37 protein-coding genes and 2 pseudogenes are annotated in these 23,244 nt (G+C 45.5%); 9 read left to right on the top strand and 30 right to left on the bottom strand.

The features are described from left to right. Positions 1-115: 115 nt before the first annotated feature. The 5 genes and pseudogenes from A8140_RS01980 to A8140_RS01965 all read left to right on the top strand — a co-directional run bounded on the left by A8140_RS01980 (position 116) and on the right by A8140_RS01965 (position 2,706). Positions 116-568: a GNAT family N-acetyltransferase gene (locus A8140_RS01980; protein WP_005528546.1), complete on the top strand. Its 453-nt coding sequence runs from the start codon at positions 116-118 to the stop codon at positions 566-568. Further along, on the top strand, positions 569-1,456 hold the full coding sequence (locus A8140_RS01975; protein WP_038862675.1) for a DMT family transporter: 888 nt from the start codon (positions 569-571) through the stop codon (positions 1,454-1,456). Next, a pseudogene (locus tag A8140_RS25500) lies at positions 1,428-1,595 on the top strand (AraC family ligand binding domain-containing protein); the annotation flags it as partial. The gene A8140_RS01975 and the pseudogene A8140_RS25500, both read left to right, overlap by 29 nt. Positions 1,596-1,907: 312 nt before the next feature. Next, on the top strand, positions 1,908-2,132 hold the full coding sequence (locus tag A8140_RS25495) for a helix-turn-helix domain-containing protein (RefSeq protein ID WP_227740689.1): 225 nt from the start codon (positions 1,908-1,910) through the stop codon (positions 2,130-2,132). 97 nt (positions 2,133-2,229) lie between these two features. Further along, positions 2,230-2,706: a DUF4405 domain-containing protein gene (locus tag A8140_RS01965; RefSeq protein ID WP_005528544.1), complete on the top strand. Its 477-nt coding sequence runs from the start codon at positions 2,230-2,232 to the stop codon at positions 2,704-2,706. Positions 2,707-2,791: 85 nt separating this feature from the next. Here the strand turns inward: A8140_RS01965 and A8140_RS01960 are convergent, their stop codons facing one another. Then, complete coding sequence (locus tag A8140_RS01960) at positions 2,792-3,388, bottom strand: LysM-like peptidoglycan-binding domain-containing protein (protein ID WP_005528543.1); 597 nt, start codon at positions 3,386-3,388, stop codon at positions 2,792-2,794. Positions 3,389-3,619: 231 nt separating this feature from the next. Here A8140_RS01960 and A8140_RS01955 point away from each other — a divergent pair, with 231 nt between their 5' ends. Together A8140_RS01955 and A8140_RS01950 are read left to right on the top strand one after the other, a co-directional pair. Continuing rightward, the gene (locus A8140_RS01955) at positions 3,620-4,240 is read left to right on the top strand and encodes an FKBP-type peptidyl-prolyl cis-trans isomerase (protein ID WP_005528542.1); all 621 of its coding nucleotides are present in this window, start codon (positions 3,620-3,622) and stop codon (positions 4,238-4,240) included. 151 nt (positions 4,241-4,391) lie between these two features. Next, positions 4,392-4,871, top strand: a complete 480-nt coding sequence (locus tag A8140_RS01950; RefSeq protein ID WP_005528541.1) for a DUF2780 domain-containing protein — start codon at positions 4,392-4,394, stop codon at positions 4,869-4,871. A 157-nt stretch (positions 4,872-5,028) separates the two neighbouring features. Here the strand turns inward: A8140_RS01950 and rplQ are convergent, their stop codons facing one another. The 29 genes from rplQ to rpmE all read right to left on the bottom strand — a co-directional run bounded on the left by rplQ (position 5,029) and on the right by rpmE (position 19,381). Continuing rightward, positions 5,029-5,409: a 50S ribosomal protein L17 gene (gene rplQ / locus A8140_RS01945; protein ID WP_005383141.1), complete on the bottom strand. Its 381-nt coding sequence runs from the start codon at positions 5,407-5,409 to the stop codon at positions 5,029-5,031. Between the two features lie 26 nt (positions 5,410-5,435). After that, entirely contained in the window at positions 5,436-6,428 is a 993-nt protein-coding gene (locus tag A8140_RS01940) for a DNA-directed RNA polymerase subunit alpha (protein WP_005528540.1), read from the bottom strand. 24 nt (positions 6,429-6,452) lie between these two features. Next, the gene (gene rpsD / locus A8140_RS01935; protein WP_005383146.1) at positions 6,453-7,073 is read right to left on the bottom strand and encodes a 30S ribosomal protein S4; all 621 of its coding nucleotides are present in this window, start codon (positions 7,071-7,073) and stop codon (positions 6,453-6,455) included. A gap of 27 nt (positions 7,074-7,100) precedes the next feature. Further along, on the bottom strand, positions 7,101-7,490 hold the full coding sequence (gene rpsK, locus A8140_RS01930; RefSeq protein ID WP_001118870.1) for a 30S ribosomal protein S11: 390 nt from the start codon (positions 7,488-7,490) through the stop codon (positions 7,101-7,103). A gap of 18 nt (positions 7,491-7,508) precedes the next feature. Continuing rightward, positions 7,509-7,865 (bottom strand): 30S ribosomal protein S13, encoded by a 357-nt coding sequence (rpsM, locus tag A8140_RS01925; protein WP_005450559.1) that lies wholly within the window; start codon positions 7,863-7,865, stop codon positions 7,509-7,511. 149 nt (positions 7,866-8,014) lie between these two features. Further along, positions 8,015-8,128: a 50S ribosomal protein L36 gene (gene rpmJ / locus A8140_RS01920; RefSeq protein WP_000868186.1), complete on the bottom strand. Its 114-nt coding sequence runs from the start codon at positions 8,126-8,128 to the stop codon at positions 8,015-8,017. 38 nt (positions 8,129-8,166) lie between these two features. Continuing rightward, on the bottom strand, positions 8,167-9,501 hold the full coding sequence (gene secY, locus A8140_RS01915) for a preprotein translocase subunit SecY (RefSeq protein WP_005435093.1): 1,335 nt from the start codon (positions 9,499-9,501) through the stop codon (positions 8,167-8,169). Between the two features lie 20 nt (positions 9,502-9,521). Beyond that, complete coding sequence (gene rplO / locus A8140_RS01910) at positions 9,522-9,956, bottom strand: 50S ribosomal protein L15 (protein ID WP_005528539.1); 435 nt, start codon at positions 9,954-9,956, stop codon at positions 9,522-9,524. A 5-nt stretch (positions 9,957-9,961) separates the two neighbouring features. After that, positions 9,962-10,138: a 50S ribosomal protein L30 gene (gene rpmD, locus A8140_RS01905; protein WP_000201159.1), complete on the bottom strand. Its 177-nt coding sequence runs from the start codon at positions 10,136-10,138 to the stop codon at positions 9,962-9,964. A 7-nt stretch (positions 10,139-10,145) separates the two neighbouring features. After that, positions 10,146-10,649 carry a 30S ribosomal protein S5 gene (gene rpsE / locus A8140_RS01900; protein WP_005435090.1) on the bottom strand — a complete coding sequence of 168 codons (504 nt, stop codon included), beginning with the start codon at positions 10,647-10,649 and terminating at the stop codon, positions 10,146-10,148. A gap of 14 nt (positions 10,650-10,663) precedes the next feature. Continuing rightward, entirely contained in the window at positions 10,664-11,017 is a 354-nt protein-coding gene (rplR, locus tag A8140_RS01895; protein ID WP_005435088.1) for a 50S ribosomal protein L18, read from the bottom strand. A gap of 9 nt (positions 11,018-11,026) precedes the next feature. Then, positions 11,027-11,560, bottom strand: a complete 534-nt coding sequence (rplF, locus tag A8140_RS01890; protein WP_005528537.1) for a 50S ribosomal protein L6 — start codon at positions 11,558-11,560, stop codon at positions 11,027-11,029. 12 nt (positions 11,561-11,572) lie between these two features. Continuing rightward, positions 11,573-11,965, bottom strand: a complete 393-nt coding sequence (gene rpsH, locus A8140_RS01885) for a 30S ribosomal protein S8 (RefSeq protein ID WP_005450567.1) — start codon at positions 11,963-11,965, stop codon at positions 11,573-11,575. Positions 11,966-11,994: 29 nt separating this feature from the next. Beyond that, on the bottom strand, positions 11,995-12,300 hold the full coding sequence (gene rpsN, locus A8140_RS01880; RefSeq protein ID WP_004410442.1) for a 30S ribosomal protein S14: 306 nt from the start codon (positions 12,298-12,300) through the stop codon (positions 11,995-11,997). A gap of 17 nt (positions 12,301-12,317) precedes the next feature. Next, entirely contained in the window at positions 12,318-12,857 is a 540-nt protein-coding gene (rplE, locus tag A8140_RS01875) for a 50S ribosomal protein L5 (protein WP_005528536.1), read from the bottom strand. 23 nt (positions 12,858-12,880) lie between these two features. After that, a complete protein-coding gene (gene rplX, locus A8140_RS01870; RefSeq protein ID WP_005435084.1) occupies positions 12,881-13,198 on the bottom strand; it encodes a 50S ribosomal protein L24 in 318 nt (105 codons plus the stop codon). 13 nt (positions 13,199-13,211) lie between these two features. Continuing rightward, entirely contained in the window at positions 13,212-13,583 is a 372-nt protein-coding gene (rplN, locus tag A8140_RS01865) for a 50S ribosomal protein L14 (protein ID WP_004410450.1), read from the bottom strand. 164 nt (positions 13,584-13,747) lie between these two features. Further along, positions 13,748-14,002: a 30S ribosomal protein S17 gene (gene rpsQ / locus A8140_RS01860; RefSeq protein ID WP_005435082.1), complete on the bottom strand. Its 255-nt coding sequence runs from the start codon at positions 14,000-14,002 to the stop codon at positions 13,748-13,750. Continuing rightward, positions 14,002-14,193, bottom strand: coding sequence for a 50S ribosomal protein L29 (gene rpmC, locus A8140_RS01855; RefSeq protein ID WP_004410456.1), 192 nt, complete (start codon positions 14,191-14,193; stop codon positions 14,002-14,004). The genes rpsQ and rpmC overlap by 1 nt, the downstream gene beginning before the upstream one ends. Next, positions 14,193-14,603 carry a 50S ribosomal protein L16 gene (gene rplP, locus A8140_RS01850; protein WP_005379577.1) on the bottom strand — a complete coding sequence of 137 codons (411 nt, stop codon included), beginning with the start codon at positions 14,601-14,603 and terminating at the stop codon, positions 14,193-14,195. Before rplP ends, rpmC begins: the two co-directional genes overlap by 1 nt. 11 nt (positions 14,604-14,614) lie before the next feature. Then, positions 14,615-15,313: a 30S ribosomal protein S3 gene (rpsC, locus tag A8140_RS01845; RefSeq protein WP_005435080.1), complete on the bottom strand. Its 699-nt coding sequence runs from the start codon at positions 15,311-15,313 to the stop codon at positions 14,615-14,617. An 18-nt stretch (positions 15,314-15,331) separates the two neighbouring features. Next, complete coding sequence (gene rplV / locus A8140_RS01840) at positions 15,332-15,664, bottom strand: 50S ribosomal protein L22 (RefSeq protein ID WP_005528535.1); 333 nt, start codon at positions 15,662-15,664, stop codon at positions 15,332-15,334. Between the two features lie 10 nt (positions 15,665-15,674). Beyond that, positions 15,675-15,953 carry a 30S ribosomal protein S19 gene (gene rpsS, locus A8140_RS01835; RefSeq protein ID WP_005431614.1) on the bottom strand — a complete coding sequence of 93 codons (279 nt, stop codon included), beginning with the start codon at positions 15,951-15,953 and terminating at the stop codon, positions 15,675-15,677. A gap of 21 nt (positions 15,954-15,974) precedes the next feature. Further along, positions 15,975-16,799 carry a 50S ribosomal protein L2 gene (gene rplB, locus A8140_RS01830; RefSeq protein WP_005528534.1) on the bottom strand — a complete coding sequence of 275 codons (825 nt, stop codon included), beginning with the start codon at positions 16,797-16,799 and terminating at the stop codon, positions 15,975-15,977. A gap of 15 nt (positions 16,800-16,814) precedes the next feature. Next, the gene (gene rplW, locus A8140_RS01825) at positions 16,815-17,117 is read right to left on the bottom strand and encodes a 50S ribosomal protein L23 (RefSeq protein ID WP_004398471.1); all 303 of its coding nucleotides are present in this window, start codon (positions 17,115-17,117) and stop codon (positions 16,815-16,817) included. Continuing rightward, entirely contained in the window at positions 17,114-17,716 is a 603-nt protein-coding gene (gene rplD, locus A8140_RS01820; protein ID WP_005435074.1) for a 50S ribosomal protein L4, read from the bottom strand. Before rplD ends, rplW begins: the two co-directional genes overlap by 4 nt. Before the next feature lie 17 nt (positions 17,717-17,733). Further along, positions 17,734-18,363 (bottom strand): 50S ribosomal protein L3, encoded by a 630-nt coding sequence (gene rplC, locus A8140_RS01815; RefSeq protein ID WP_005435072.1) that lies wholly within the window; start codon positions 18,361-18,363, stop codon positions 17,734-17,736. A 14-nt stretch (positions 18,364-18,377) separates the two neighbouring features. Continuing rightward, complete coding sequence (rpsJ, locus tag A8140_RS01810) at positions 18,378-18,689, bottom strand: 30S ribosomal protein S10 (RefSeq protein WP_004410492.1); 312 nt, start codon at positions 18,687-18,689, stop codon at positions 18,378-18,380. A gap of 473 nt (positions 18,690-19,162) precedes the next feature. Continuing rightward, on the bottom strand, positions 19,163-19,381 hold the full coding sequence (rpmE, locus tag A8140_RS01805; protein ID WP_005429947.1) for a 50S ribosomal protein L31: 219 nt from the start codon (positions 19,379-19,381) through the stop codon (positions 19,163-19,165). A gap of 295 nt (positions 19,382-19,676) precedes the next feature. On the opposite strand from rpmE, the gene priA reads away from it, so the two are divergent. Beyond that, a complete protein-coding gene (gene priA / locus A8140_RS01800; protein ID WP_005528533.1) occupies positions 19,677-21,878 on the top strand; it encodes a primosomal protein N' in 2,202 nt (733 codons plus the stop codon). 203 nt (positions 21,879-22,081) lie between these two features. Beyond that, positions 22,082-23,092: pseudogene (gene cytR, locus A8140_RS01795) on the top strand (DNA-binding transcriptional regulator CytR); the annotation flags it as partial. Between the last annotated feature and the right edge of the window lie 152 nt (positions 23,093-23,244).

Here is a 23,244-nt window from a genome sequence, read left to right as displayed (position 1 = left end):
GGGCACATTATCGCCAGATTTGTCGCGAAGACCAGTGAAAATTAACCATTGTTAATGAGTAATAGCAGAAAACGACGTAAAGTCAGCTGCATTCGCTCATTAATGGATATTGGAAATGATCAACTGGACTGCCCTACCTTTCTCTCAACTGACAACGACACAACTCTACGAGATGCTGCGCCTGCGCGTTGATGTCTTTGTGGTAGAGCAAACATGTCCTTATCCAGAACTGGACGGCAAAGATACACTGGAAGGGGTTTTTCACCTATTGGGCTACAAAGACAATGAACTGGTTGCCTGCGCTCGTCTATTGCCTGCTGGCACCACTTACGACAATGTCAGTATCGGCCGTGTGGTAACCAAACAAAGCGCTCGTGGTGGTGGCCTTGGACATGAACTGCTTGAGCAAGCCCTACAACATTGCCAACAGCTTTGGGCAGGTAAAACGATAGATATCGGCGCACAAGAACACCTGATGGCTTTCTATGCGAGTCATGGCTTTGAAGTCATTTCCGAAAGCTACCTTGAAGATGGTATCCCGCATGTCGATATGCGCCGAGTGAGCTAAATGTCACCCCACCACCTGGCGTTACTATTACTGGTTATCGGCAACTTGGCGGCGTCACTCTCCGATGTCGCCGTCAAACTGATTGAAGGCGGTATCTCACCATTTCAATACATATTTCTGCGTCAATGTTTTGCCCTACTGCTTATTTTACCCTTTTATCTAAAACAAAAGCAGGACAAACGTACACTCAAACAAACTCCGATCACATTGATTCGAGCCCATCTTATTTTGCTCGGGAGTGGCTGTATGGTAGTTGCCATAACCTATTTACCATTGGCAACAGCCAATGCCGTGTTCTACGCTGCACCACTTCTTATGCTGCCACTATCAGTATGGCTACTAAAAGAGCAGCCACCATTAGGTAAAATATTACTCACTGGCTTTGGATTTATTGGCGTATTAATTGTGTTACGACCAAACCAATTTCATTGGGCAGCTTTGTTCGCTTTAGGTACGGCAACAACCCTCGCGCTATTTAATATATTAGTCAGACGTTTACCCAGCGAACAGACCGTCGTGACGACGTTATGGTGGACCACATTATTTTCACTCCCCCTTTCTACATTATTAGCTGCCTTCTTTTGGCAACCCATAGCCGCAAGAGAGTTGGCGCTTGTTTTTATGAGTGCAGGCTGCATTTTAAGCTACAATGGCTTAGCCGTTCTGGCTTACCAAAAAGCACCAGCTGGAGAGATTGCTTTCGCTGAATATTCTGGCTTAGTATTTGTCACACTATTTGGCATATACTGGTTCAATGAAATACCAGATTTTTTAAGCGTCATTGGAATGACAATGATCCTCCTACCGATAATGCTAAAAAATGCCATTTCCACTCGTTGGAGATTAGTAAAGAAGAAATATGATAGAGCACAAAATAAAGCATTATGAAATAGAAGAACATACGGACAATCACTGTCACCAAGAGCATCAACTCGTCTATGTCCATAGCGGACTATGCGCATCACACACTGAGGGAAAAAGCTACTACGCTGTTAATGGTCAGGCCCTTTGGATTCCTGCAAACAAATCGCACTCAGCAAGCTTCTTTCAAGACTCCAAATTGAGCTTACTATTCTTTGACCAACCGCCACCGTCGCCCTTAACGAAAAAACCAGCGTTACTCAGAGTCACAAACTTTTGGTCTCTATTAATGCATGAGTATTCCCAACATCACCTTGGCTTCGACAACAATACTCAACATGCTTATAACGATGTTCTTTGGGACCAAATACAATATTTAAGCCAAATACAAGGCCCTCAAGCTCACACAAATCATTGCGACAAACGACTCAGCACCCTTATCAATACAGTATGCCTTAAACCAAATAAGAATATTACTTTGCAAGATTTTGCCAAACATTGCGGCGCTTCAGAAAGGACATTAAACCGACTGTTTTACAAACAATTCCATCGCTCGTTTGGTGAGTGGCGGAATATGATCGTAATGGAGCGCGCCAATCAAATGCTCATGCAAGGCTTTAGCGCAACCGATATCGCTCTCGAACTGGGATACCAAAGCCTACCGACCTTTTCTTCTGCACTCAAACGTTACAACACCAAATAAAAGTGACAAGAAAGACAAGAAGATTGTCATAAATCGATAAGCGCTATTTTACCCGGCCTTTATAGTTCTCCTTCTGAAATAAAAAGGCGATAGTATTATGTCCAAAAGAAAGAAAACCACTCCGCTTCTCATTGTTACTAGCCTAATGGTCTTAGTATCAGGCGTCATGCTGTTCTTCGATATCATGCCGCAAAAAGTGGTGTTAATGCATGAATGGATAGGCTTGATTCTTACATTAGCAGTGATGAGTCATGTCTTAATGCATAAGAAATTGGTTCTGATGCACTTAAAACAAGGTAGTAATCTGGTGTTGATGGTCTGTGTCTTATTACTGGGTAGTAGCATGTTACAGCCAGAAGGTGGTGCTGGTAACCCTGCTGAAAACCTATTTGCCGCTGTAGATAATTCCTCAATAGAAACCATTGCCACATTAAAAGGTATGTCATTTGAAGACATAAAAGCTGTGATGCAAACCAATCACATCCAGATCAATAATAAAAATGCTACGATCACCGAGGTGGCGCAGCAAAATGACATCAGCAATGAGCAATTGCTAACTTTAATCTTCAGATAGATATGGTGGGCTCGCCATCAAGGGTGAATAAGACACTAACAATTTATGTATACCCAGGTATTCGCGCTTCTTGGGTATCATTAGCTTATTTATTACGCCCGAATGTGCCATCAGATAAGCGGAAGAACATCACCGACTCGCCACTTTTCTCAAGCTGAAGCATATCTAATTTGCCATCGTCAGCGAGCTTAAAGCGCACCAATTGCCCCTGCTTGATTCGGCTTAGTGGCTTGTCGCTGCCTTCAATTTTAACTAAGGCATTCAAGTCCGCCATCGGCAGTTGGTTGCTACGGAATACTTGAGCCAACGTATCACCGTTCTTTACCGTGTACTCTTTCCATTGCTCAGATTTTGGCTCTGAGTTTTGCGCTGAACGCTGCTCACTTAAACTTTGCGCATTCAACTGAATGGCAACACGTTGATTCTCGACTTGAGTGTCATCAATAAGTGCTTGAGTATCTTTTGGCACTGGGATGATCAGAAGCACCAACACCACAGGCACCAATACCATTAGTGCACGCTGATGTAGTTTTGGAAGGCGTTGCCAAAACTGAGTGACTGGCTGCAATCTCTCCTGCCACTTCTCTTTGTTAAACGGCTGCTTCCAATCGATAGCAGCGAGCTTTTGTTTCATCAATTCGACATGGTCGACTTGCTGCTTTTTCTTTCTGCGACGATTCATTCTGATGAGTCCCTTAATACTTCTAATCTCAGTATAAAAATACCAGCGCGGAGAGTATATGTTTTTCGCCAAAGTAAAATGTAATTAGGCGTAAATTAGCAGAAATTTCACTTGGAGTAAGAGATAAGTCACACCCTCTGCTCCAGAATGCGACATTCGAGCGCAATCATTTAAACCGAGGCTCGAACCTGATATCCTGTTCCTTTATCACTCCTAATAAGAGCGACATTCATGTCTGAAATTAAATTTGAAACTGCAGAACAGAAAGCTAGCTACGGTATTGGTCTGCAAATGGGTCAGCAACTAGCTGGTTCTGGTCTAGAAGGTCTTAGCGTTGACGCTATCGCTGCTGGTATTGCAACTGCACTAACTGGTGACATGCCATCTATCGAAATCGACGAGATCAACAACGCACTGCAAGAGCTACACACTCGTGCAGAAGCAGTTCGTCAAGAAGCAGCTAAAGCAGCAGCAGCTGACGGCGAAGCGTTCCTAAAAGACAACGCTCTACGTCCAGAAGTAAACGTTCTTGAGTCTGGTCTTCAGTACGAAATCATCACTGAAGGTACTGGTGCAATCCCAACAGCAGCATCTCAAGTACGTGTTCACTACCACGGTGAGCTAACTGACGGCACTGTATTCGACAGCTCTGTATCTCGCGGTCAACCAGCTGAGTTCCCAGTAACTGGCGTAATCAAAGGTTGGGTTGAAGCACTTCAACTAATGCCTGTTGGTTCTAAGTGGAAACTATACATCCCACAAGATCTAGCATACGGTGAGCGTGGCGCAGGTGCTGCTATCCCTCCATTTGCTGCTCTAGTATTCGAAGTAGAACTACTAGAAATCCTGTAATTGAGACTCTCTTCAATACAAATTCGAAGCGGCGCTCACTAGCGCCGCTTTTTTTGTCTAAAATAAACAGACTTAAGCTCAACAACCTTAATGTCTCTGTTATCTTAAGTAGTGAATAAACAATAATAATCGCAAGCCACACGGAGGTATTATGCGTAAAACACTCTTCACCTTAACACTGCTTTCAATGAGCATTGGTACAGCCCACGCTTTTCTTGATGCTGTCACCGATAAAGAAAGCCAAGAAGGTTTAATGGACATGGTCAGCCAAGGCATGAATGCGGAATCATCACCGCTCACCGACTTACTCACTAGCCAGCTTCCGGTTTCGACCGAACAAGCAGCCGGCGGTACGGGTGCCCTTTTAGCGTTGGCACAAAGCCAACTGTCAGATCAAAACAGCAGTGAACTAAAATCTCTGATCCCAGGAATGTCGAGTTTGGATGGTGCGCAAAGCTTATTAGGTAATATTGAAAGTTTAAGTGCAGTACAAAGCACGTTCGATAAGCTGGGCTTAGACCCATCGATGATCAGTCAGTTTGCACCAGTGATACTTGGCTATCTAGGTGACCAAGGCGCAAGTGAAGGTTTGTTGAATTCGCTAAGCGGGTTATGGGGTTCAGACAACTAAGAAGTTTCGCCTAAACATAAATTAAGATGAAAGATTCGATTATCGAAGATTAGCGTTGAGAGGGGAAACGGAAAACTCAATTTGTTTCGCTTTCAAATACGACAGATACAAAAAAGCCGAGCTAATGCTCGGCTTTTTTTGTTCTTACGAACTGAGATTACTCAGCAGCTTCTTCAGCAGCTGGGCGATCTACAAGCTCAATGTAAGCCATTGGAGCTTTATCACCAGCACGGAAGCCAGCTTTTAGGATACGAGTGTAACCGCCCTGACGAGCAGCAAAACGTGGACCTAGTTCGTTAAACAGTTTTGCAACTACTTCGTTGTCACGAGTACGTGCAAATGCTAGACGACGGTTAGCAACACTGTCAGTCTTAGCTAGTGTAATCAAAGGCTCAACTACGCGACGTAGCTCTTTTGCTTTTGGCAAAGTAGTCTTGATAACTTCATGACGTACTAGAGAGCTAGCCATGTTGCTGAACATCGCTTTACGATGTGAGCTGTTGCGGTTGAGTTGACGACCACTCTTACGATGGCGCATGACCTAATCCTTCTAACTAGTATCGATTAATCTTCAGCGATTGATGCAGGTGGCCAGTTTTCTAGGCGCATGCCCAGAGACAGACCACGTGACGCAAGTACGTCTTTAATCTCAGTAAGAGATTTTTTACCAAGGTTAGGCGTTTTAAGTAGCTCAACCTCAGTACGTTGTACTAGATCACCGATGTAGTGAATCGCTTCTGCTTTCAGACAGTTAGCAGAGCGAACTGTTAGTTCAAGATCGTCTACAGGACGCAGTAGGATCGGATCGAATTCTGGCTTCTCTTCCTTCTCCTCAGGTACACGTACATCACGAAGATCTACGAACGCATCCAATTGTTCAGCTAGGATAGTAGCTGCACGACGGATTGCTTCCTCAGGTTCTAGAGTACCGTTCGTTTCCATATCGATAACAAGCTTGTCTAGATCAGTACGCTGCTCTACACGAGCTGCTTCTACAGCGTAGGCAATTTTGTCTACAGGGCTGTAAGTAGCATCTACTAGTAGGCGACCGATTGGACGCTCATCTTCTTCGTTATGGATACGCGCAGAAGCTGGAACATAACCACGACCACGTTCTACTTTGATACGCATTGCGATCTCAGCGTTGTCATCCGTTAGGTGACAAATAACGTGTTCAGGGTTAGCGATCTCTACATCACCGTCATGGGTGATGTCACCTGCAACCACAGGGCCCGAGCCTGATTTGTTCAAAGTAATGAACACTTCATCTTTGCCTTCGGCAACGCGTACAGACAAACCTTTAAGGTTTAGAAGAATTTCAAGAATATCTTCTTGAACGCCTTCTTTAGTGCTGTACTCATGAAGTACGCCTTCGATTTCTACTTCTGTTACAGCACAACCTGGCATAGAAGATAGAAGAATGCGGCGAAGTGCATTACCCAGAGTATGACCAAAGCCACGCTCTAATGGCTCAAGAGTTACTTTTGCGTGAGTCGAGCTGATTTGTTCGATGTCAACTAGACGTGGCTTAAGAAATTCTGTTACAGAACCCTGCATTGTGTCCTCTCTTTAGTTTAAACCTTACTTAGAGTAAAGCTCGACGATCAATTGTTCGTTGATGTCAGCTGATAGATCAGAACGCTCAGGCATACGCTTGAATGTACCTTCCATCTTGCCACCATCTACTTCAATCCAAGTTGGTTTTTCACGTTGTTCAGCAACTTCTAGAGCTGCTTTGATACGAGCTTGCTGTTTAGCTTTCTCGCGGATAGAAACAACGTCATTAGCCGCTACTTTGAAAGAAGGAACGTTTACAACTTTACCGTTAACTAGGATAGCTTTGTGGCTAACTAGCTGACGTGCTTCTGCGCGAGTTGCGCCAAAGCCCATGCGGTAAACTACGTTATCAAGACGACCTTCAAGAAGCTGAAGCAGGTTCTCACCTGTGTTGCCTTTAAGACGTGCAGCTTCTTTGTAGTAGTTACGGAATTGTTTTTCTAGAACGCCGTACATACGACGAACTTTTTGCTTCTCACGAAGCTGAACGCCATACTCAGATAGACGACCGCGACGAGCGCCGTGTACACCTGGTGCGTTATCAATTTTACACTTGGTATCGATCGCGCGAACACCAGACTTAAGGAATAAGTCAGTGCCTTCACGACGGCTAAGCTTCAGCTTAGGACCCAAATATCTTGCCATGATCTTTCTCCAGTAATCTAAAAAACGTTATACGCGACGTTTCTTAGGTGGACGACAACCGTTATGAGGGATTGGTGTAGCATCAACGATGTTTGTGATGCGGAAACCAGCAGCGTTCAGAGCGCGAACAGTAGATTCACGACCTGGACCTGGACCCTTAACCATAACTTCCAAGTTCTTTAGACCGTATTCTTTAGCCATTTCAGCACAACGCTCAGCGGCAACCTGTGCAGCGAACGGAGTAGACTTACGAGAACCACGGAAACCAGAACCACCTGCAGTAGCCCAAGCTAGAGCATTACCTTGACGGTCAGTAATGGTTACGATTGTGTTATTGAAAGAAGCATGGATGTGCGCAACGCCATCTGCAACTTGCTTGCGTACGCGCTTACGAGCGCGAGTTGGTTGTTTAGCCATTGTACTCTACCTTCCCGATTATTTCTTGATCGGCTTACGCGGACCCTTACGGGTGCGAGCATTGGTTTTAGTACGCTGTCCACGTAGTGGTAGACTGCGACGATGACGAAGACCACGGTAACAGCCAAGGTCCATAAGACGCTTGATGTTCATAGATACTTCACGACGTAGATCACCTTCTACAGTGTACTTAGCTACACCATCACGCAGTTGATCGATCTGCTCTTCAGTTAGTTCACTGATCTTAACATCTTCAGCAATACCCACTTCAGCTAGGATAGCTTGAGAGCGAGTTTTACCGATGCCGTAGATCGCCGTTAGAGCGATTACAGCGTGTTTTTGATCAGGAATGTTAATGCCTGCTATACGGGCCATTATTCACTCCTAAGTGTTTCTATAAAAGAATTAGCCGCAGCAAAGCCCGTTATGGATACGCTGCGGGATACTACTTCTTTTGCACGCAAAAGGTAGGCCGAGGAATATACTCGACCTAACCTTCGTTTTCAAGTAAAAATTTCTGCTAATTAGCCTTGGCGCTGTTTGTGCTTTGGCTCACTGCAAATCACGCGAACAACACCGTTGCGCTTGATTACTTTACAGTTACGGCAGATTTTTTTAACGGAAGCACGAACTTTCATTGCTAAACTCCGTAATTGAAACTGAGTCTACCGTCGAATTAACGACCGTAGCCTTTCAGATTCGCTTTCTTCAACACAGAATCATACTGTTGAGACATCAGATGAGTCTGTACCTGTGCCATAAAGTCCATGATAACAACTACTACGATTAGTAGAGATGTACCGCCGAAGTAGAAACGTACGTTCCACGCGACCATCATGAACTCGGGAATCAGACAGATAAAGGTAATGTACAGTGCACCCGCTAGGGTTAAACGTGTCATCACTTTATCAATGTACTTAGCTGTCTGCTCACCTGGGCGGATACCGGGTACGAATGCACCGGACTTCTTCAAGTTATCTGCTGTTTCACGCGGGTTGAAAACCAACGCCGTGTAGAAGAAACAGAAGAAAATAATCGCTGCTGCATAAAGCATTACATACAGCGGCTGACCTGGGCTAAGAGCCAAAGACACGTCAGTTAACCAACCGAACGCGCTGCTCTCACCGTTCTGACCAAACCACTGAGCCAGTGTTCCTGGGAACAGGATAATACTTGATGCAAAAATCGCTGGAATAACACCTGCCATATTAATTTTAAGTGGCAGATGCGAGCTTTGCGCAGCAAATACTTTACGACCTTGTTGACGCTTAGCGTAGTTAACGACGATTCGGCGTTGACCACGTTCCATGAAAACAACGAAGTAAATTACTGCAAAAGCTAATACCGCGATTAGCAGCAGAAGAAGTACATGCAATTCACCTTGACGCGCTTGCTCGATTGTTTGACCGATTGCAGAAGGCAATCCAGCAACAATACCTGCAAAAATCAGAATGGAAATACCATTACCGATTCCTCGCTCTGTAATTTGTTCACCTAACCACATTAGGAACATGGTACCGGTTACTAAACTTACGGTAGCAATTAGCGTAAACATGGTTTGGTTCATAACAACCAGATTGTCGACCATGTTTGGTAAGCCAGTTGCAATACCAATAGCTTGGAATGTTGCAAGTACAAGCGTGCCGTAGCGTGTGTATTGGCTGATCTTACGACGGCCTGCTTCACCCTCTTTTTTGAGTTCCGCTAACGCTGGATGAACTACAGTTAGCAGTTGGACAACAATAGATGCCGAAATATACGGCATGATGCCCAACGCTAGTATAGATGCACGCTCAAGAGCACCACCGGAGAACATGTTAAACATTTCAACGATGGTACCTTTTTGCTGTTCGAACAAATCGGCAAGTACAGCAGCGTCAATACCAGGAATCGGCACAAAAGAGCCGGCTCGGAATACTAAAAGAGCACCAATTACGAATAACAAGCGCGACTTTAGTTCACTTAAGCCGCTTTGAGCACTACGAAAATCTTGTCCTGGTTTCTTAGCCATCTGTACCTCGTTCCTCGAGATTATTCCTCGATTTTACCGCCTGCAGCTTCGATTGCAGCTTTAGCGCCTTTAGTCACACGTAGACCTTTAACAGTCACTGCTTTGTTGATTTCACCAGAAAGAACAACTTTAACGAATTCGATGTTCTTAGTGATGATGTTAGCAGCTTTAAGGCTGTTTAGATCTACCACGTCACCAGAAACTTTCGCTAGTTCACCTAGACGAACTTCAGCAGACACTAGGCTCTTACGAGAAGTGAAACCGAATTTTGGTAGACGTTGTTTCAGAGGCATCTGACCGCCTTCGAAACCTGGACGAACTTTACCGCCAGAACGTGATTTTTGACCTTTGTGACCACGGCCACCAGTTTTACCTAGGCCAGAACCGATACCGCGACCTACACGCTTAGGAGCATGCTTAGAGCCAGCAGCCGGTGCAAGAGTATTCAAACGCATTCTGATTACTCCTCAACTTTAACCATGTAGTAAACCTTGTTGATCATACCGCGTACGCACGGAGTATCTTCAAGTTCTACTGTGTGGTTGATTTTACGAAGACCTAGACCACGCAAAGTAGCTTTGTGCTTTGGTAGGCGGCCAATTGAGCTTTTAGTTTGAGTTACTTTAATAGTTGCCATGGTGTTCTTACTCCGAAATAGCTTCAACAGTTAGACCACGTTTAGCAGCAACCATTTCTGGCGACTTCATGCTACCTAGTGCATCGATCGTTGCACGAACAATGTTGATAGGGTTCGTAGAACCGTATGCTTTAGATAGTACGTTGTGTACGCCAGCAACTTCTAGTACTGCACGCATCGCACCACCTGCGATAACACCAGTACCTTCTGCAGCAGGCTGCATGTAAACTTTAGAGCCCGAATGGCGACCTTTCACTGGGTGGTGAAGAGTGCCTTCGTTTAGCGCGATAGTAGTCATGTTACGACGCGCTTTTTCCATTGCTTTTTGAATCGCTGCAGGTACTTCACGAGCTTTGCCGTAACCGAAACCTACACGACCGTTACCGTCACCAACTACTGTTAGTGCAGTGAAGCTCATGATTCGACCGCCTTTAACCGTTTTAGAAACGCGGTTAACTGCGATTAGCTTTTCTTGCAAATCATTCGCTTGAACTTGTTGTTCTTTAGCCATCTTCCAACCCTACCTTAGAATTTCAGACCAGCTTCGCGAGCAGATTCTGCTAGCGCCGCTACTCGACCGTGGTATTGGAAACCAGAACGATCAAATGCAACTGCAGTTACGCCTTTTTCAAGAGCGCGCTCTGCAACAGCTTTACCTACTGCTTTAGCTGCATCAACGTTACCAGTGTATTTCACTTGCTCACGGATCGCTTTTTCTACAGTAGAAGCTGCTGCGATAACCTCAGAGCCATTAGCCGCGATAACCTGTGCGTACACGTGACGAGGAGTACGGTGTACAACTAGGCGAGTCGCACCCAGTTCTGCAATCTTACGACGTGCGCGTGTAGCACGACGGATGCGAGATGCTTTCTTATCCATAGTGTTACCTTACTTCTTCTTAGCTTCTTTAGTACGCACATTTTCATCTGCGTAACGAACACCTTTGCCTTTGTAAGGCTCAGGTTGACGGTAAGAACGAATGTCAGCCGCAACTTGACCAACTAGTTGTTTATCACAACCAGTGATGATGATTTCAGTTTGGCTTGGACATTCAGCTTTAATACCCGCTGGCAACTCGTGCTCAACTGGGTGAGAGAAGCCTAGTGTTAGACCTACAGCGTTGCCTTTGATAGCAGCACGGTAACCAACACCTTTAAGAGTTAGCTTCTTAGTAAAGCCTTCAGTAACACCAACAACCATGTTGTTAACTAGAGCGCGAGCTGTACCAGCTTGTGCCCATGCGTTAGCAGCACCTTCTTTCGGACCGAAAGTTAGGTTGTTTTCTTCCTGAGCGATAACTACAGCGTTGTTTAGAACGCGAGTCAGTTCGCCTTTAGCACCTTTTACAGTGATTTCTTGGCCGTTTAGTTTCACCTCTACGCCAGCTGGAATAGCGACAGGTGCTTTTGCAACACGAGACATAGTCTACTCCTATTAAGCTACGTAACAGATGATTTCACCGCCAAGACCTGCTTTACGTGCAGCGCGGTCTGACATCAGACCCTTGGAAGTAGAAACGATAGCAATACCAAGACCACCCATTACAGAAGGAAGTTGATCTTTCTTCTTGTAAACACGTAGACCTGGACGAGAAACACGTTTAAGTTGCTCGATTACTGGTTTAGCTTGGAAGTACTTAAGTGTAACTTCTAGCTCAGGTTTTGCTTCGCCTTCAACAGCGAAGTCAACGATGTAACCTTCAGCTTTTAGTAGTGCAGCAATTGCAACTTTAAGCTTTGAAGAAGGCATTTTAACAGCAACTTTGTTTGCTGCCTGACCGTTACGAACGCGGGTCAGCATATCCGAAATCGGATCTTGCATGCTCATATGATTTACTCCAAATGATTAAGTGGCAATTACCAGCTAGCCTTACGAAGACCCGGAATCTCGCCTTTCATGCAAGCTTCACGAACCTTAATACGGCTTAGACCGAACTTACGTAGGTAACCGTGTGGACGACCAGTTTGGTTACAACGGTTGCGCTGACGTGATGCACTTGAATCACGTGGAAGAGATTGCAGTGTAAGTACCGCATTCCAACGATCTTCTTCAGATGCGTTTACATCGCTGATGATAGCTTTTAGCGCAGCACGCTTTTCAGCGAACTTAGCTACTAGCTTCGCACGTTTTGCTTCACGTGCTTTCATTGAATTTTTAGCCATAACAGTAACCCTTCACCTTACTTACGGAATGGGAAGTTAAAGGCAGCCAGCAGAGCACGGCCTTCCTCATCAGTACCAGCAGACGTCGTAATAGTGATGTCTAAACCGCGTACTCGATCAACTTTATCAAAGTCGATTTCCGGGAAGATGATTTGCTCGCGAACGCCCATGCTGTAGTTACCGCGACCGTCAAAAGACTTAGCGCTAACACCACGGAAGTCACGTACACGTGGAAGTGCGATAGAGATTAAACGCTCTAAAAATTCCCACATACGTTCGCCACGCAAGGTTACTTTACAACCGATAGGGTAGCCTTCACGGATTTTGAAACCTGCAACAGATTTACGAGCTTTAGTGATAAGTGGCTTTTGACCAGAGATCGTTGCCATATCAGCAGCTGCGTTTTCTAGCAGTTTCTTATCGTTGATTGCTTCACCAACACCCATGTTTAGGGTGATTTTCTCGATTCTAGGGACTTGCATGACGCTTGTGTAGCTAAACTGTTTGGTCAGTTCAGCGACTACAGACGACTTGTAGTAATCATGCAGTTTCGCCATAGTAGAACTCCAAATTACTTCTATTAGTTAGAAACGATTTCGTTGTTAGACTTAAAGAAACGAACTTTCTTACCATCTTCAAAACGGAAACCGATACGGTCAGCTTTACCAGTAGCTGCGTTAAAGATCGCCACGTTAGAAACATCGATAGCTGCTTCTTGCTCTACGATACCGCCTTGGATACCTAGTGCAGGAACAGGTTTCTGGTGTTTCTTAACAAGGTTGATACCTTCAACGATAACTTTACCAGTTGCTAGGACCTTAGTTACTTTACCTTTCTTGCCTTTGTCTTTACCAGCAAGAACGATTACTTCGTCGTTACGACGGATTTTAGCTGCCATTTCTACGTGCTCCTTACAGAACTTCTGGAGCCAGTGAAACGATCTTCATGAACTTATCGCCACGAAGTTCGCGTGTCACAGGACCAAAGATACGTGTACCGATTGGTTGCTCAGTGTTGTCGTTCAACAATACACAAGCATTTCGGTCGAAGCGAATGACAGAACCGTCAGGACGACGTACGCCTTTACGGGTGCGCACTACCACCGCCTTCAGAACGTCACCTTTCTTAACTTTACCGCGAGGAATTGCTTCCTTAACAGTAACTTTGATAACGTCACCGATATGTGCATAACGGCGGTGAGAGCCACCCAGAACCTTAATACACATTACGCTGCGTGCGCCTGAGTTATCAGCTGCGTCCAGCATACTTTGCATTTGGATCATGTTAGTGCTCCGCTAAATAATAAAAAAACTAGACCCTCTCGGGTCGGGCTGCCTCTTTAAAAGGGACGCGAATTGTACCACCCTTTTTTTCAATTGGGTAGTCAAAAAATAAACGGCTCCAAAAATTATTTTTGGAGCCGTTTTTAATCATAGAATAAAGAAGATTAGATCTTCGCTTTTTCTAGGACTTTTACCAATGTCCAAGACTTAGTCTTAGACAGAGGACGACACTCTGCGATTTCAACTGTGTCGCCTAGGCCACACTCGTTGTTCTCGTCATGTGCGTGTACTTTAGTCGTGCGCTTTACGAATTTACCGTAAATTGGGTGTTTAACCATGCGCTCGATAGCAACTACGATAGACTTGTCCATCTTGTCGCTAACAACACGACCTTGTTGAGTACGTTTTACTTCGCTCATTATGCGCCTGCCTTCTCAGTCAAAACAGTTTTCACACGTGCGATATCACGGCGTACAGCTTTCAGAGTATGAGTTTGCTGTAGCTGACCAGTTGCAGCTTGCATGCGCAAGTTGAACTGTTCACGTAGCAAATTCAATAGCTCAGCGTTAAGCTCTTCAACGCTTTTCTCGCGTAGATCTTGTGCTTTCATCACATCACCTGCTTAGTTACAAATGTAGTTTTGAATGGCAGTTTACGAGCCGCTAGGCGGAACGCTTCACGAGCCAATTCTTCAGGTACACCACCCATTTCGTACATAACCTTACCAGGTTGGATTTGGGCTACCCAGTACTCAACGTTACCTTTACCCTTACCTTGACGAACTTCAAGTGGTTTTTCTGTGATTGGTTTGTCTGGGAACACACGGATCCAGATTTTACCTTGACGCTTAACGTGACGTGTCATTGCACGACGTGCCGCTTCGATTTGACGAGCAGTTAGACGACCACGGCCAACAGCTTTAAGACCGAATTCGCCGAAGCTTACATCAGTACCTTTAGCTAGACCACGGTTACGACCTGTCTGAACCTTACGGAACTTAGTACGTTTAGGTTGTAGCATCTGTCGACTCCTTACTTACGGCCTTTACGCTGCTTCTTAGGCTTGTCGCCTTTAGGCTCTACAGCGTTAGCTGCTGGCATACCACCTAGGATCTCACCTTTGAAGATCCAAGTTTTAATGCCGATCACACCGTATTGAGTGTGAGCCGAAGAAGTTGCGTAATCAATGTCAGCACGTAGAGTGTGTAGAGGTACACGACCTTCACGGTACCACTCAGAACGTGCAATTTCAGCGCCGCCTAGACGACCACTTACTTCTACTTTGATGCCTTTAGCACCTAGACGCATTGCGTTTTGTACCGCGCGCTTCATAGCACGACGGAACATAACACGACGCTCTAGTTGAGACGCGATGCTGTCACCAACAAGTTGTGCATCAAGTTCAGGTTTACGTACTTCAGCGATGTTAATTTGCGCTGGTACACCTGCAATTTTTGCTACAGCTGCGCGTAGTTTCTCAACGTCTTCACCTTTCTTACCGATTACAACGCCTGGACGAGCAGTGTGAATAGTCACACGGATGCTCTTAGCAGGACGCTCGATAACGATGCGTGAAAGAGACGCTTTTTGTAGTTCCTTAGTTAGGAACTGACGTACCTTGAAGTCGCCGTCTAGGTTGTCAGCGAAATCTTTGGTGTTAGCAAACCATGTAGCATTCCAAGGCTTAACGATGCCAAGACGAATACCATTAGGATGTACTTTTTGACCCATTGCTTACTCTCCTAGTCTCTAGCGATCTGCTACAACAACAGTGATGTGGCTTGAACGCTTCAAGATACGATCCGCACGACCTTTAGCACGAGGCATAATACGCTTCATGGTTGGGCCTTCATCTACAAAGATTTTTGCGACATTCAGATCGTCAATATCTGCACCTTCGTTGTGCTCCGCGTTAGCGATAGCAGACTCTAGAACTTTCTTAACTAGAACAGCAGCTTTTTTGTTGCTGAAAGTTAGGATTTCTAGAGCTTGGTCAACAGATTTACCACGAATTAGATCCGCAACTAAGCGAGCTTTCTGAGGCGAAATGCGAGCAAAGTTATGTTTAGCAATAGCTTCCATTATTTACTCCTTAACGCTTCTTAGCTTTCTTATCCGCAGCGTGACCGCGGTAAGTACGTGTTGGTGCGAATTCACCTAGTTTGTGACCGATCATTTCTTCGGTTACGAAAACAGGTACGTGCTGACGACCATTATGGACAGCGATGGTCAAACCGATCATCGATGGGATGATCATTGAACGACGGGACCAAGTCTTAAGTGGCTTTTTGTCTCCGCTTTCCACCGCTTTCTCTACCTTCTTCAGCAAGTGTAGGTCAATAAATGGACCTTTCTTGAGAGAACGTGGCATGGCGATTCCTCTTTATATAGATTACTTGTTACGACGACGTACGATGTACTTGTCAGTGCGTTTGTTCTTACGAGTCTTGAAGCCTTTAGTTGGCATACCCCAAGGAGATACTGGGTGACGACCGCCAGATGTACGACCTTCACCACCACCGTGTGGGTGATCAACCGGGTTCATTACTACACCACGTACGGTTGGACGTACGCCGCGCCAGCGTGAAGCACCAGCTTTACCAAGTTCACGTAGCATGTGCTCAGAGTTACCAACTTCACCGATTGTTGCACGGCCTTCAGAAAGAACTTTGCGCATTTCGCCAGAACGTAGACGGATAGTTACGTACGCACCGTCGCGAGCAACGATTTGAGCGTAAGCACCAGCCGAACGAGCTAGCTGACCACCTTTACCAGGTTTTAGTTCAACGTTGTGTACAGTTGAACCTACTGGGATGTTACGCATTGGAAGAGTGTTACCAGCTTTAATCGGTGCATCAACACCAGATTGGATAACATCACCCGCGTTAACACCTTTAGGTGCTAGGATGTAGCGACGCTCACCGTCTTTGTAAAGAACTAGAGCAATGTTTGCGCTACGGTTTGGATCGTATTCTAGACGCTCAACTGTCGCTGGGATACCGTCTTTAGTACGTTTGAAGTCAACTACACGGTAGTGGTGCTTGTGACCACCGCCGATGTGACGTACTGTGATACGACCGTTGTTGTTACGACCACCGTTCTTAGAGTTTTTCTCTAGAAGAGGTGCGTATGGCTTGCCCTTGTGTAGGTCAGCGTTAACAACTTTAACAACGTGACGACGACCAGGGGAAGTCGGCTTACATTTAACAATAGCCATTTTTAACTACTCCTGTTATTCCGCGCCGCCAACAAAGTCAAGATCTTGACCTTCTTTCAAAGTAACGTACGCTTTCTTAACGTCGCTGCGGCGACCTTGGCGTAGACCTTGACGTTTGGTCTTACCCTTAGTGATAAGAGTATTTACAGACTTAACTTCAACTTCAAAAAGCTTTTCTACAGCTGCTTTGATCTCTTTCTTAGTTGCATCTTTAGCTACTTTGAAAACGATAGTGTTCGCTTTCTCAGCTGCCATAGTTGCTTTTTCAGAGATGTGCGGAGCACGTAGAACTTTTAGGATACGCTCTTCAGTGATCATGCTAGCATCTCCTCAACTTGCTTAACTGCTTCAGCAGTCATTACAACTTTGTCGAACGCGATTAGTGAAACTGGGTCGATACCAGCAACGTCACGTGCGTCAACTTTGTATAGGTTACGAGCAGCTAGGAATAGATTCTCATCTACTTCGCTAGTCACGATTAGAGCGTCAGTTAGCTCAAGCTCTTTAAGCTTAGCAACTAGCTCTTTAGTCTTTGGCGCTTCAACTGAGAAGTTATCAACAACGATTAGACGCTCTTGACGAACTAGCTCAGAAAGAATGCTCTTCATAGCACCGCGGTACATTTTCTTGTTAACTTTTTGGCTGTGATCTTGTGGTTTCGCAGCAAAAGTAACACCACCTGTACGCCAGATTGGGCTACGGATTGTACCAGCACGCGCACGGCCAGTACCTTTTTGACGCCATGGCTTAGCGCCACCGCCAGAAACTTCTGAACGTGTTTTTTGAGCACGAGTACCTTGACGAGCACCTGCTGCAAATGCAACAACTACTTGGTGTACAAGAGCTTCGTTAAACTCACGTCCGAAAGTAGTTTCGGAAACAGTTAGTGCATCAGCACCTTTAACCATTAGTTCCATTACTTACTCCTGAGACGTTATGCTTTAACAGCTGGTTTAACGATCACGTTGCCACCTGTTGAGCCTGGTACTGCACCTTTAATAAGAAGCAGATTGCGCTCAGCGTCAACACGTACGATCTCTAGGTTTTGAGTCGTTACACGCTCAGCACCCATGTGACCTGCCATTTTCTTGCCTTTAAATACGCGACCTGGAGTTTGACATTGGCCAATTGAACCCGGTGCACGGTGAGACAATGAGTTACCGTGAGTCATATCTTGAGTACGGAAGTTCCAACGCTTAACAGCGCCTTGGAAACCTTTACCCTTAGATGTACCAGTAACGTCTACTTTCTTAGTTTCGTTGAATAGTTCAACTGTTAGCTCAGCGCCAACTGCGAACTCTTCACCGTTTTCCAAACGGAATTCCCAAAGACCACGACCAGCTTCAACGCCAGCTTTAGCAAAGTGACCTGCTTCAGCTTTGTTTACACGGTTAGCTTTCTTTGAACCAGCAGTTACCTGGATTGCAGCGTAGCCATCTGTCTCAAGAGTTTTAACTTGAGAAACACGGTTTGCTTCAACTTCAACAACTGTTACTGGGATAGAAACGCCGTCTTCAGTAAATACGCGGGTCATGCCCACTTTACGACCGATTAGACCAATCATTCTTCTAATCTCCCTTAACCTAGGCTAATTTGAACGTCAACGCCCGCAGCAAGGTCTAGACGCATTAGAGCATCAACAGTTTTGTCTGTTGGCTCAACGATGTCGATTAGACGCTTGTGAGTACGAATTTCGTACTGGTCACGTGCTTTCTTGTTAACGTGTGGAGAGATAAGAACTGTGAAACGCTCTTTACGAGTTGGCAGTGGGATTGGACCACGAACCTGTGCGCCAGTGCGCTTAGCTGTTTCAACGATTTCCGCTGTAGAAGCGTCGATTAGTTTGTAATCGAATGCTTTTAGGCGGATACGGATACGTTGGTTCTGCATGAGACAGAGCTCCAATATTAAAAATTACACAAACAATATCGCCACTCAAACTCGTCAAGACGAGAGAATGCCGATTGATTTATGTGAAACCGTAGCATCCAAGATTAGGACGCATTGTCAGTTAATTTTCGATTAACTATCCCTATATGCCAGAGTCACGTCTGGGGATAGTTTTTCCGAAGAAAAGATAGCTAATTGTATTAACCGCGAACATAAGCTGAGTCTACATTACCTTGCAAATCCGAAGACTTGCTCGCTCCTCATTGCTCATTGGTTCACAACTGGCTTAACCAGTGCGACGCATTATACAGATCACACTTTAGGATGCAAGAGCTGAGTGAAAAATAATCGAACAAAATTCAACCACTCGGCTTATCCCGGTTTTTACGCCAAATCGCCTATTTTACGATGGGCAAATAAACAAAAAGGACGCCGAAGCGTCCTTTTTTAAACAGGAATAATAGCGCTGGCTATTACTTCTTGCTTGATAGGGCACCGAAACGCTTGTTGAAGCGATCAACACGGCCGCCTGTATCAACGATACGTTGCTTACCAGTGTAGAATGGGTGACATTTGTCACATACGTCTAGGTGGATAGACTCTTTGTCTAGAGTTGACTTGAACTCGAAAGAGTTGCCGCAAGAACAAGTAGCAGATACTGCTTTGTATTCTGGGTGGATACCAGCTTTCATGGGATAACCTCAATTGTAGGCCGTGTCGCTATACGAATCTAAGCCGCACACCACACGTAATGAAAAATAAAAGTGCGATACCGCATCGACCAAATGCCGAAGCCATATCTAAGGCGCAGTATAGTAATGAATCACTAGACTAGGATCAACACATTTGGCAACTTTTTCGCCACTTTTTTCACCAGTACTTTAGTACTGAAGGGAATCAAGTTACCCGAAATGCAGATTGCTCGAATTTCTTAACGCGTTTTAATAGACTATAGCCCTCTTCCCTCTTTTATATAGTAAAGATTCTATGCGTCCATCCATCGCCCGAGTAGCACTGCCAGTCCCGCTCGACAAACAGTTTGACTATCTCATACCTAGTCACCTTTTCCCTGTGATTGGCGGACGCGTTTCTGTGCCTTTTGGTCGGCAGACTTTGGTTGGCATCGTGACAGCAATGGTTAATCATTCAGACTTTCCTAAAGAGCAACTGAAAGCGATTAAAGCGGTATTAGATGCCCAACCAGTTTGGCCAGAAAAACTCTATTCTTTACTGACTTGGTGTAGCCAGTTTTACCAATATCCACTTGGTGACACACTTCATAATGCAATGCCAGCTGCCCTGCGTAAGGGAAAACCTGCGGATTTCGCGACATTACAAGAGTGGCAAATCACTGCGTCGGGTAAAGATAAGCTGATGCAAGGCTTAGGGCGTGCAGTCAAGCAACAGCGTGCTTTGCAGATGCTGGTCAATGGTTCAGTGCCACACCAAGAGTTCATCGACCAAGAAATTGGCTCTACCGTACTTAAGTCTTTGGAAGAGAAAGGCTGGGTCGAACGCATAGAGAAAAAGCCGACGATCACTAAGTGGGGCCAACAAGTTGAGTTCGATGTTGAAAAACCAGAGCTCAACCACGAACAAGCTCTGGCGATTGCTAGCGTAAACAGCCAAACTGGCTTTGCCTGCTATTTACTAGAGGGCGTTACAGGTTCCGGCAAAACCGAAGTTTACCTTAACCTCATTAAGCCAGTACTTGAACAAGGTAAGCAAGCTTTGGTACTCGTCCCTGAGATAGGCCTGACTCCCCAAACCATTAACCGCTTCAAGCGTCGCTTCAATGTGCCTGTGGATGTCATTCACTCTGGGTTAAATGATACCGAGCGACTCAACGCCTGGCTTTCTGCGCGAGACAAAGCCGCTGGCATCATTATTGGTACGCGTTCTGCCCTACTGACGCCTTTTGCTGATCTTGGCATTATCATTGTCGATGAAGAACACGACTCGTCTTATAAACAACAAGATAGCCTACGCTACCATGCTCGTGATGTTGCGGTGATGCGTGCACATAAAGAGCAAGTGCCTATTGTCCTCGGCTCTGCCACGCCAGCCTTAGAAACACTACACAATGCACTAACGGGCAAGTACCACCATTTAACTCTGACACAACGCGCCGGTTCTGCCGTTCCGACCACTAACAAGGTACTAGATGTTAAAGGCCTCTATCTAGACAGTGGCTTATCCGCGCCATTGATCGCTGAAATGCGCAAACATCTAAAAGCGGGCAACCAAGTGATGCTGTTCTTAAACCGTCGCGGCTTCTCACCGGCGTTAATGTGCCATGAATGTGGCTGGATTGCGGAATGTAAACGCTGTGATGCTTACTACACCTTCCACCAATACAGCAATGAGATTCGCTGTCACCATTGTGGCTCACAGCAGCCTGTCATTAATCAATGCCAAGGTTGTGGTTCGACTCAGTTGGTCACTGTGGGTGTGGGTACCGAACAGCTTGAGTTGCAACTGGCCGAGCTCTTCCCAGAATACAAAGCCATTCGTATTGATAGAGACAGCACGCGCCGTAAAGGTAGCCTAGAAGATGCGCTCGAATCGATTCGTAAAGGCGAATACCAAATTCTGATTGGCACGCAGATGTTAGCAAAAGGTCACCACTTCCCAAATGTGACGCTTGTTGCGCTACTCGATGTTGATGGTTCCCTCTACAGTAGTGACTTCCGCGCCTCCGAGAGACTGGCTCAACTGTTTATTCAGGTCGCAGGTCGCGCAGGTCGCGCAAGCAAACCCGGTGAAGTGATATTGCAAACTCACCACCCAGAACACAGTTTACTGCAAGCTCTACTGCAGAAAGACTATCGCCACTTCGCTATGACCGCATTGGAAGAGCGTAAACTCGCCCAACTGCCACCGTATAGCTTCTTGACCTTATTTAAAGCAGAAGCCAACCAAAGCGAAGTGGTCGAAGACTTTTTACGTCAGGTACGTTTTACCCTTGAATCGCACCCATTGTTCGATGATAGCTGCATGGTGTTGGGGCCGACACCATCACCACTGGCTAAGCGCGCTGGCAAATATCGATGGCAGCTTTTACTGCAAACTCAGCATCGCTCATTGATGCAAAAGTTATTAACCAGTGCGAAACCTGCTATTGAGTTGTTGCCAAATGCCAAGAAAGTTCGCTGGAATTTAGACATAGAGCCACAGGATCTCAGCTAGCAAACGTTTAACCATGTAATGAATTGCCTTTTAATGTGATGAGATTCACATTAGGATTGCAATTTTTGTTAAACAGACCGTAACTTTCCCTTTAGAAATGAATAGACTATTCAAATTAGTAAAGTCTAAAGTGGATCAGTCACATAGGCTTCAATTAGAACAATGACAAACGTCACCTTGGCGAATATTTTAAGAGGGTAAAAACTATGGCGACAATGAAGGATGTTGCCCAGCTTGCAGGGGTATCTACTGCGACGGTATCAAGAGCATTAATGAATCCAGAAAAAGTCTCTTCTTCAACAAGAAAGAGAGTGGAAGATGCCGTACTAGAAGCTGGTTATTCACCAAATTCATTAGCTCGTAACTTACGCAGAAATGAATCAAAAACCATTGTCACCATCGTACCGGACATTTGCGACCCGTACTTCTCAGAGATCATTCGTGGTATTGAAGATGCAGCAATGGAACACGGCTATCTTGTTCTATTGGGCGACAGTGGTCAGCAGAAAAAGCGTGAAAGCTCGTTTGTTAACTTAGTCTTTACTAAACAAGCAGATGGTATGCTTTTGCTTGGTACTGATCTGCCGTTTGATGTCAGCAAGCCTGAACAGAAAAACCTGCCACCTATGGTGATGGCGTGTGAATTTGCTCCAGAGTTGGAACTGCCAACCGTTCATATCGATAACCTAACTTCAGCATTTGAAGCAGTGAACTACCTTACTCAGTTAGGTCATAAGCGTATTGCTCAGATCTCTGGTCCAGACTCTGCTGCTCTGTGTCAGTTCCGCCACCAAGGTTACCAACAAGCACTGCGTCGTGCGGGTATTAATAAAGAGGAGCAATACACCGTTATTGCCGACTTCTCTTTTGACGGCGGAGTACAAGCCGTGCGTAAACTGCTTGAGCTTCCAGAGCCACCGACCGCTCTATTTTGTCACTGTGACACCATGGCAATTGGTGCTATTCAAGAAGCGAAGCGCCTAGGTCTGCGTATTCCTCAAGACCTGTCCGTTGTCGGCTTTGATGACATTCAGTTCGCTCAATATTGCGATCCACCGCTAACCACCATCTCTCAACCTCGTTATGAGATCGGTCGCCAAGCGATGTTGATGATGCTTGAATTGCTTAAAGGTCACGACGTGCATTCTGGTTCTCGCCTACTCGAGACCAAACTTGTTGTGCGTGGCAGTGCAGCGCCACCGCCACTTCGATAAGAAAACTCTTCCACAGCAACAACCATTTCATTCTAAGCGACGCATTTAGCGTCGCTTTTTAATGCCGACTTTCCTGTACGTAGCTAACAAGATTATCTAATTAGGGTGTTTTCTCGTCGCATTCTGGATTAACATATTTGCCAGAATCCTTG

Origin of the sequence: Vibrio campbellii CAIM 519 = NBRC 15631 = ATCC 25920 (assembly GCF_002163755.1) — a bacterium.
In the GTDB taxonomy this organism is placed as follows: domain Bacteria; phylum Pseudomonadota; class Gammaproteobacteria; order Enterobacterales; family Vibrionaceae; genus Vibrio; species Vibrio campbellii.
The sequence above is the reverse complement of the archived record's forward strand: the minus strand, read 5'-3'. Positions and strand labels throughout refer to the sequence as shown.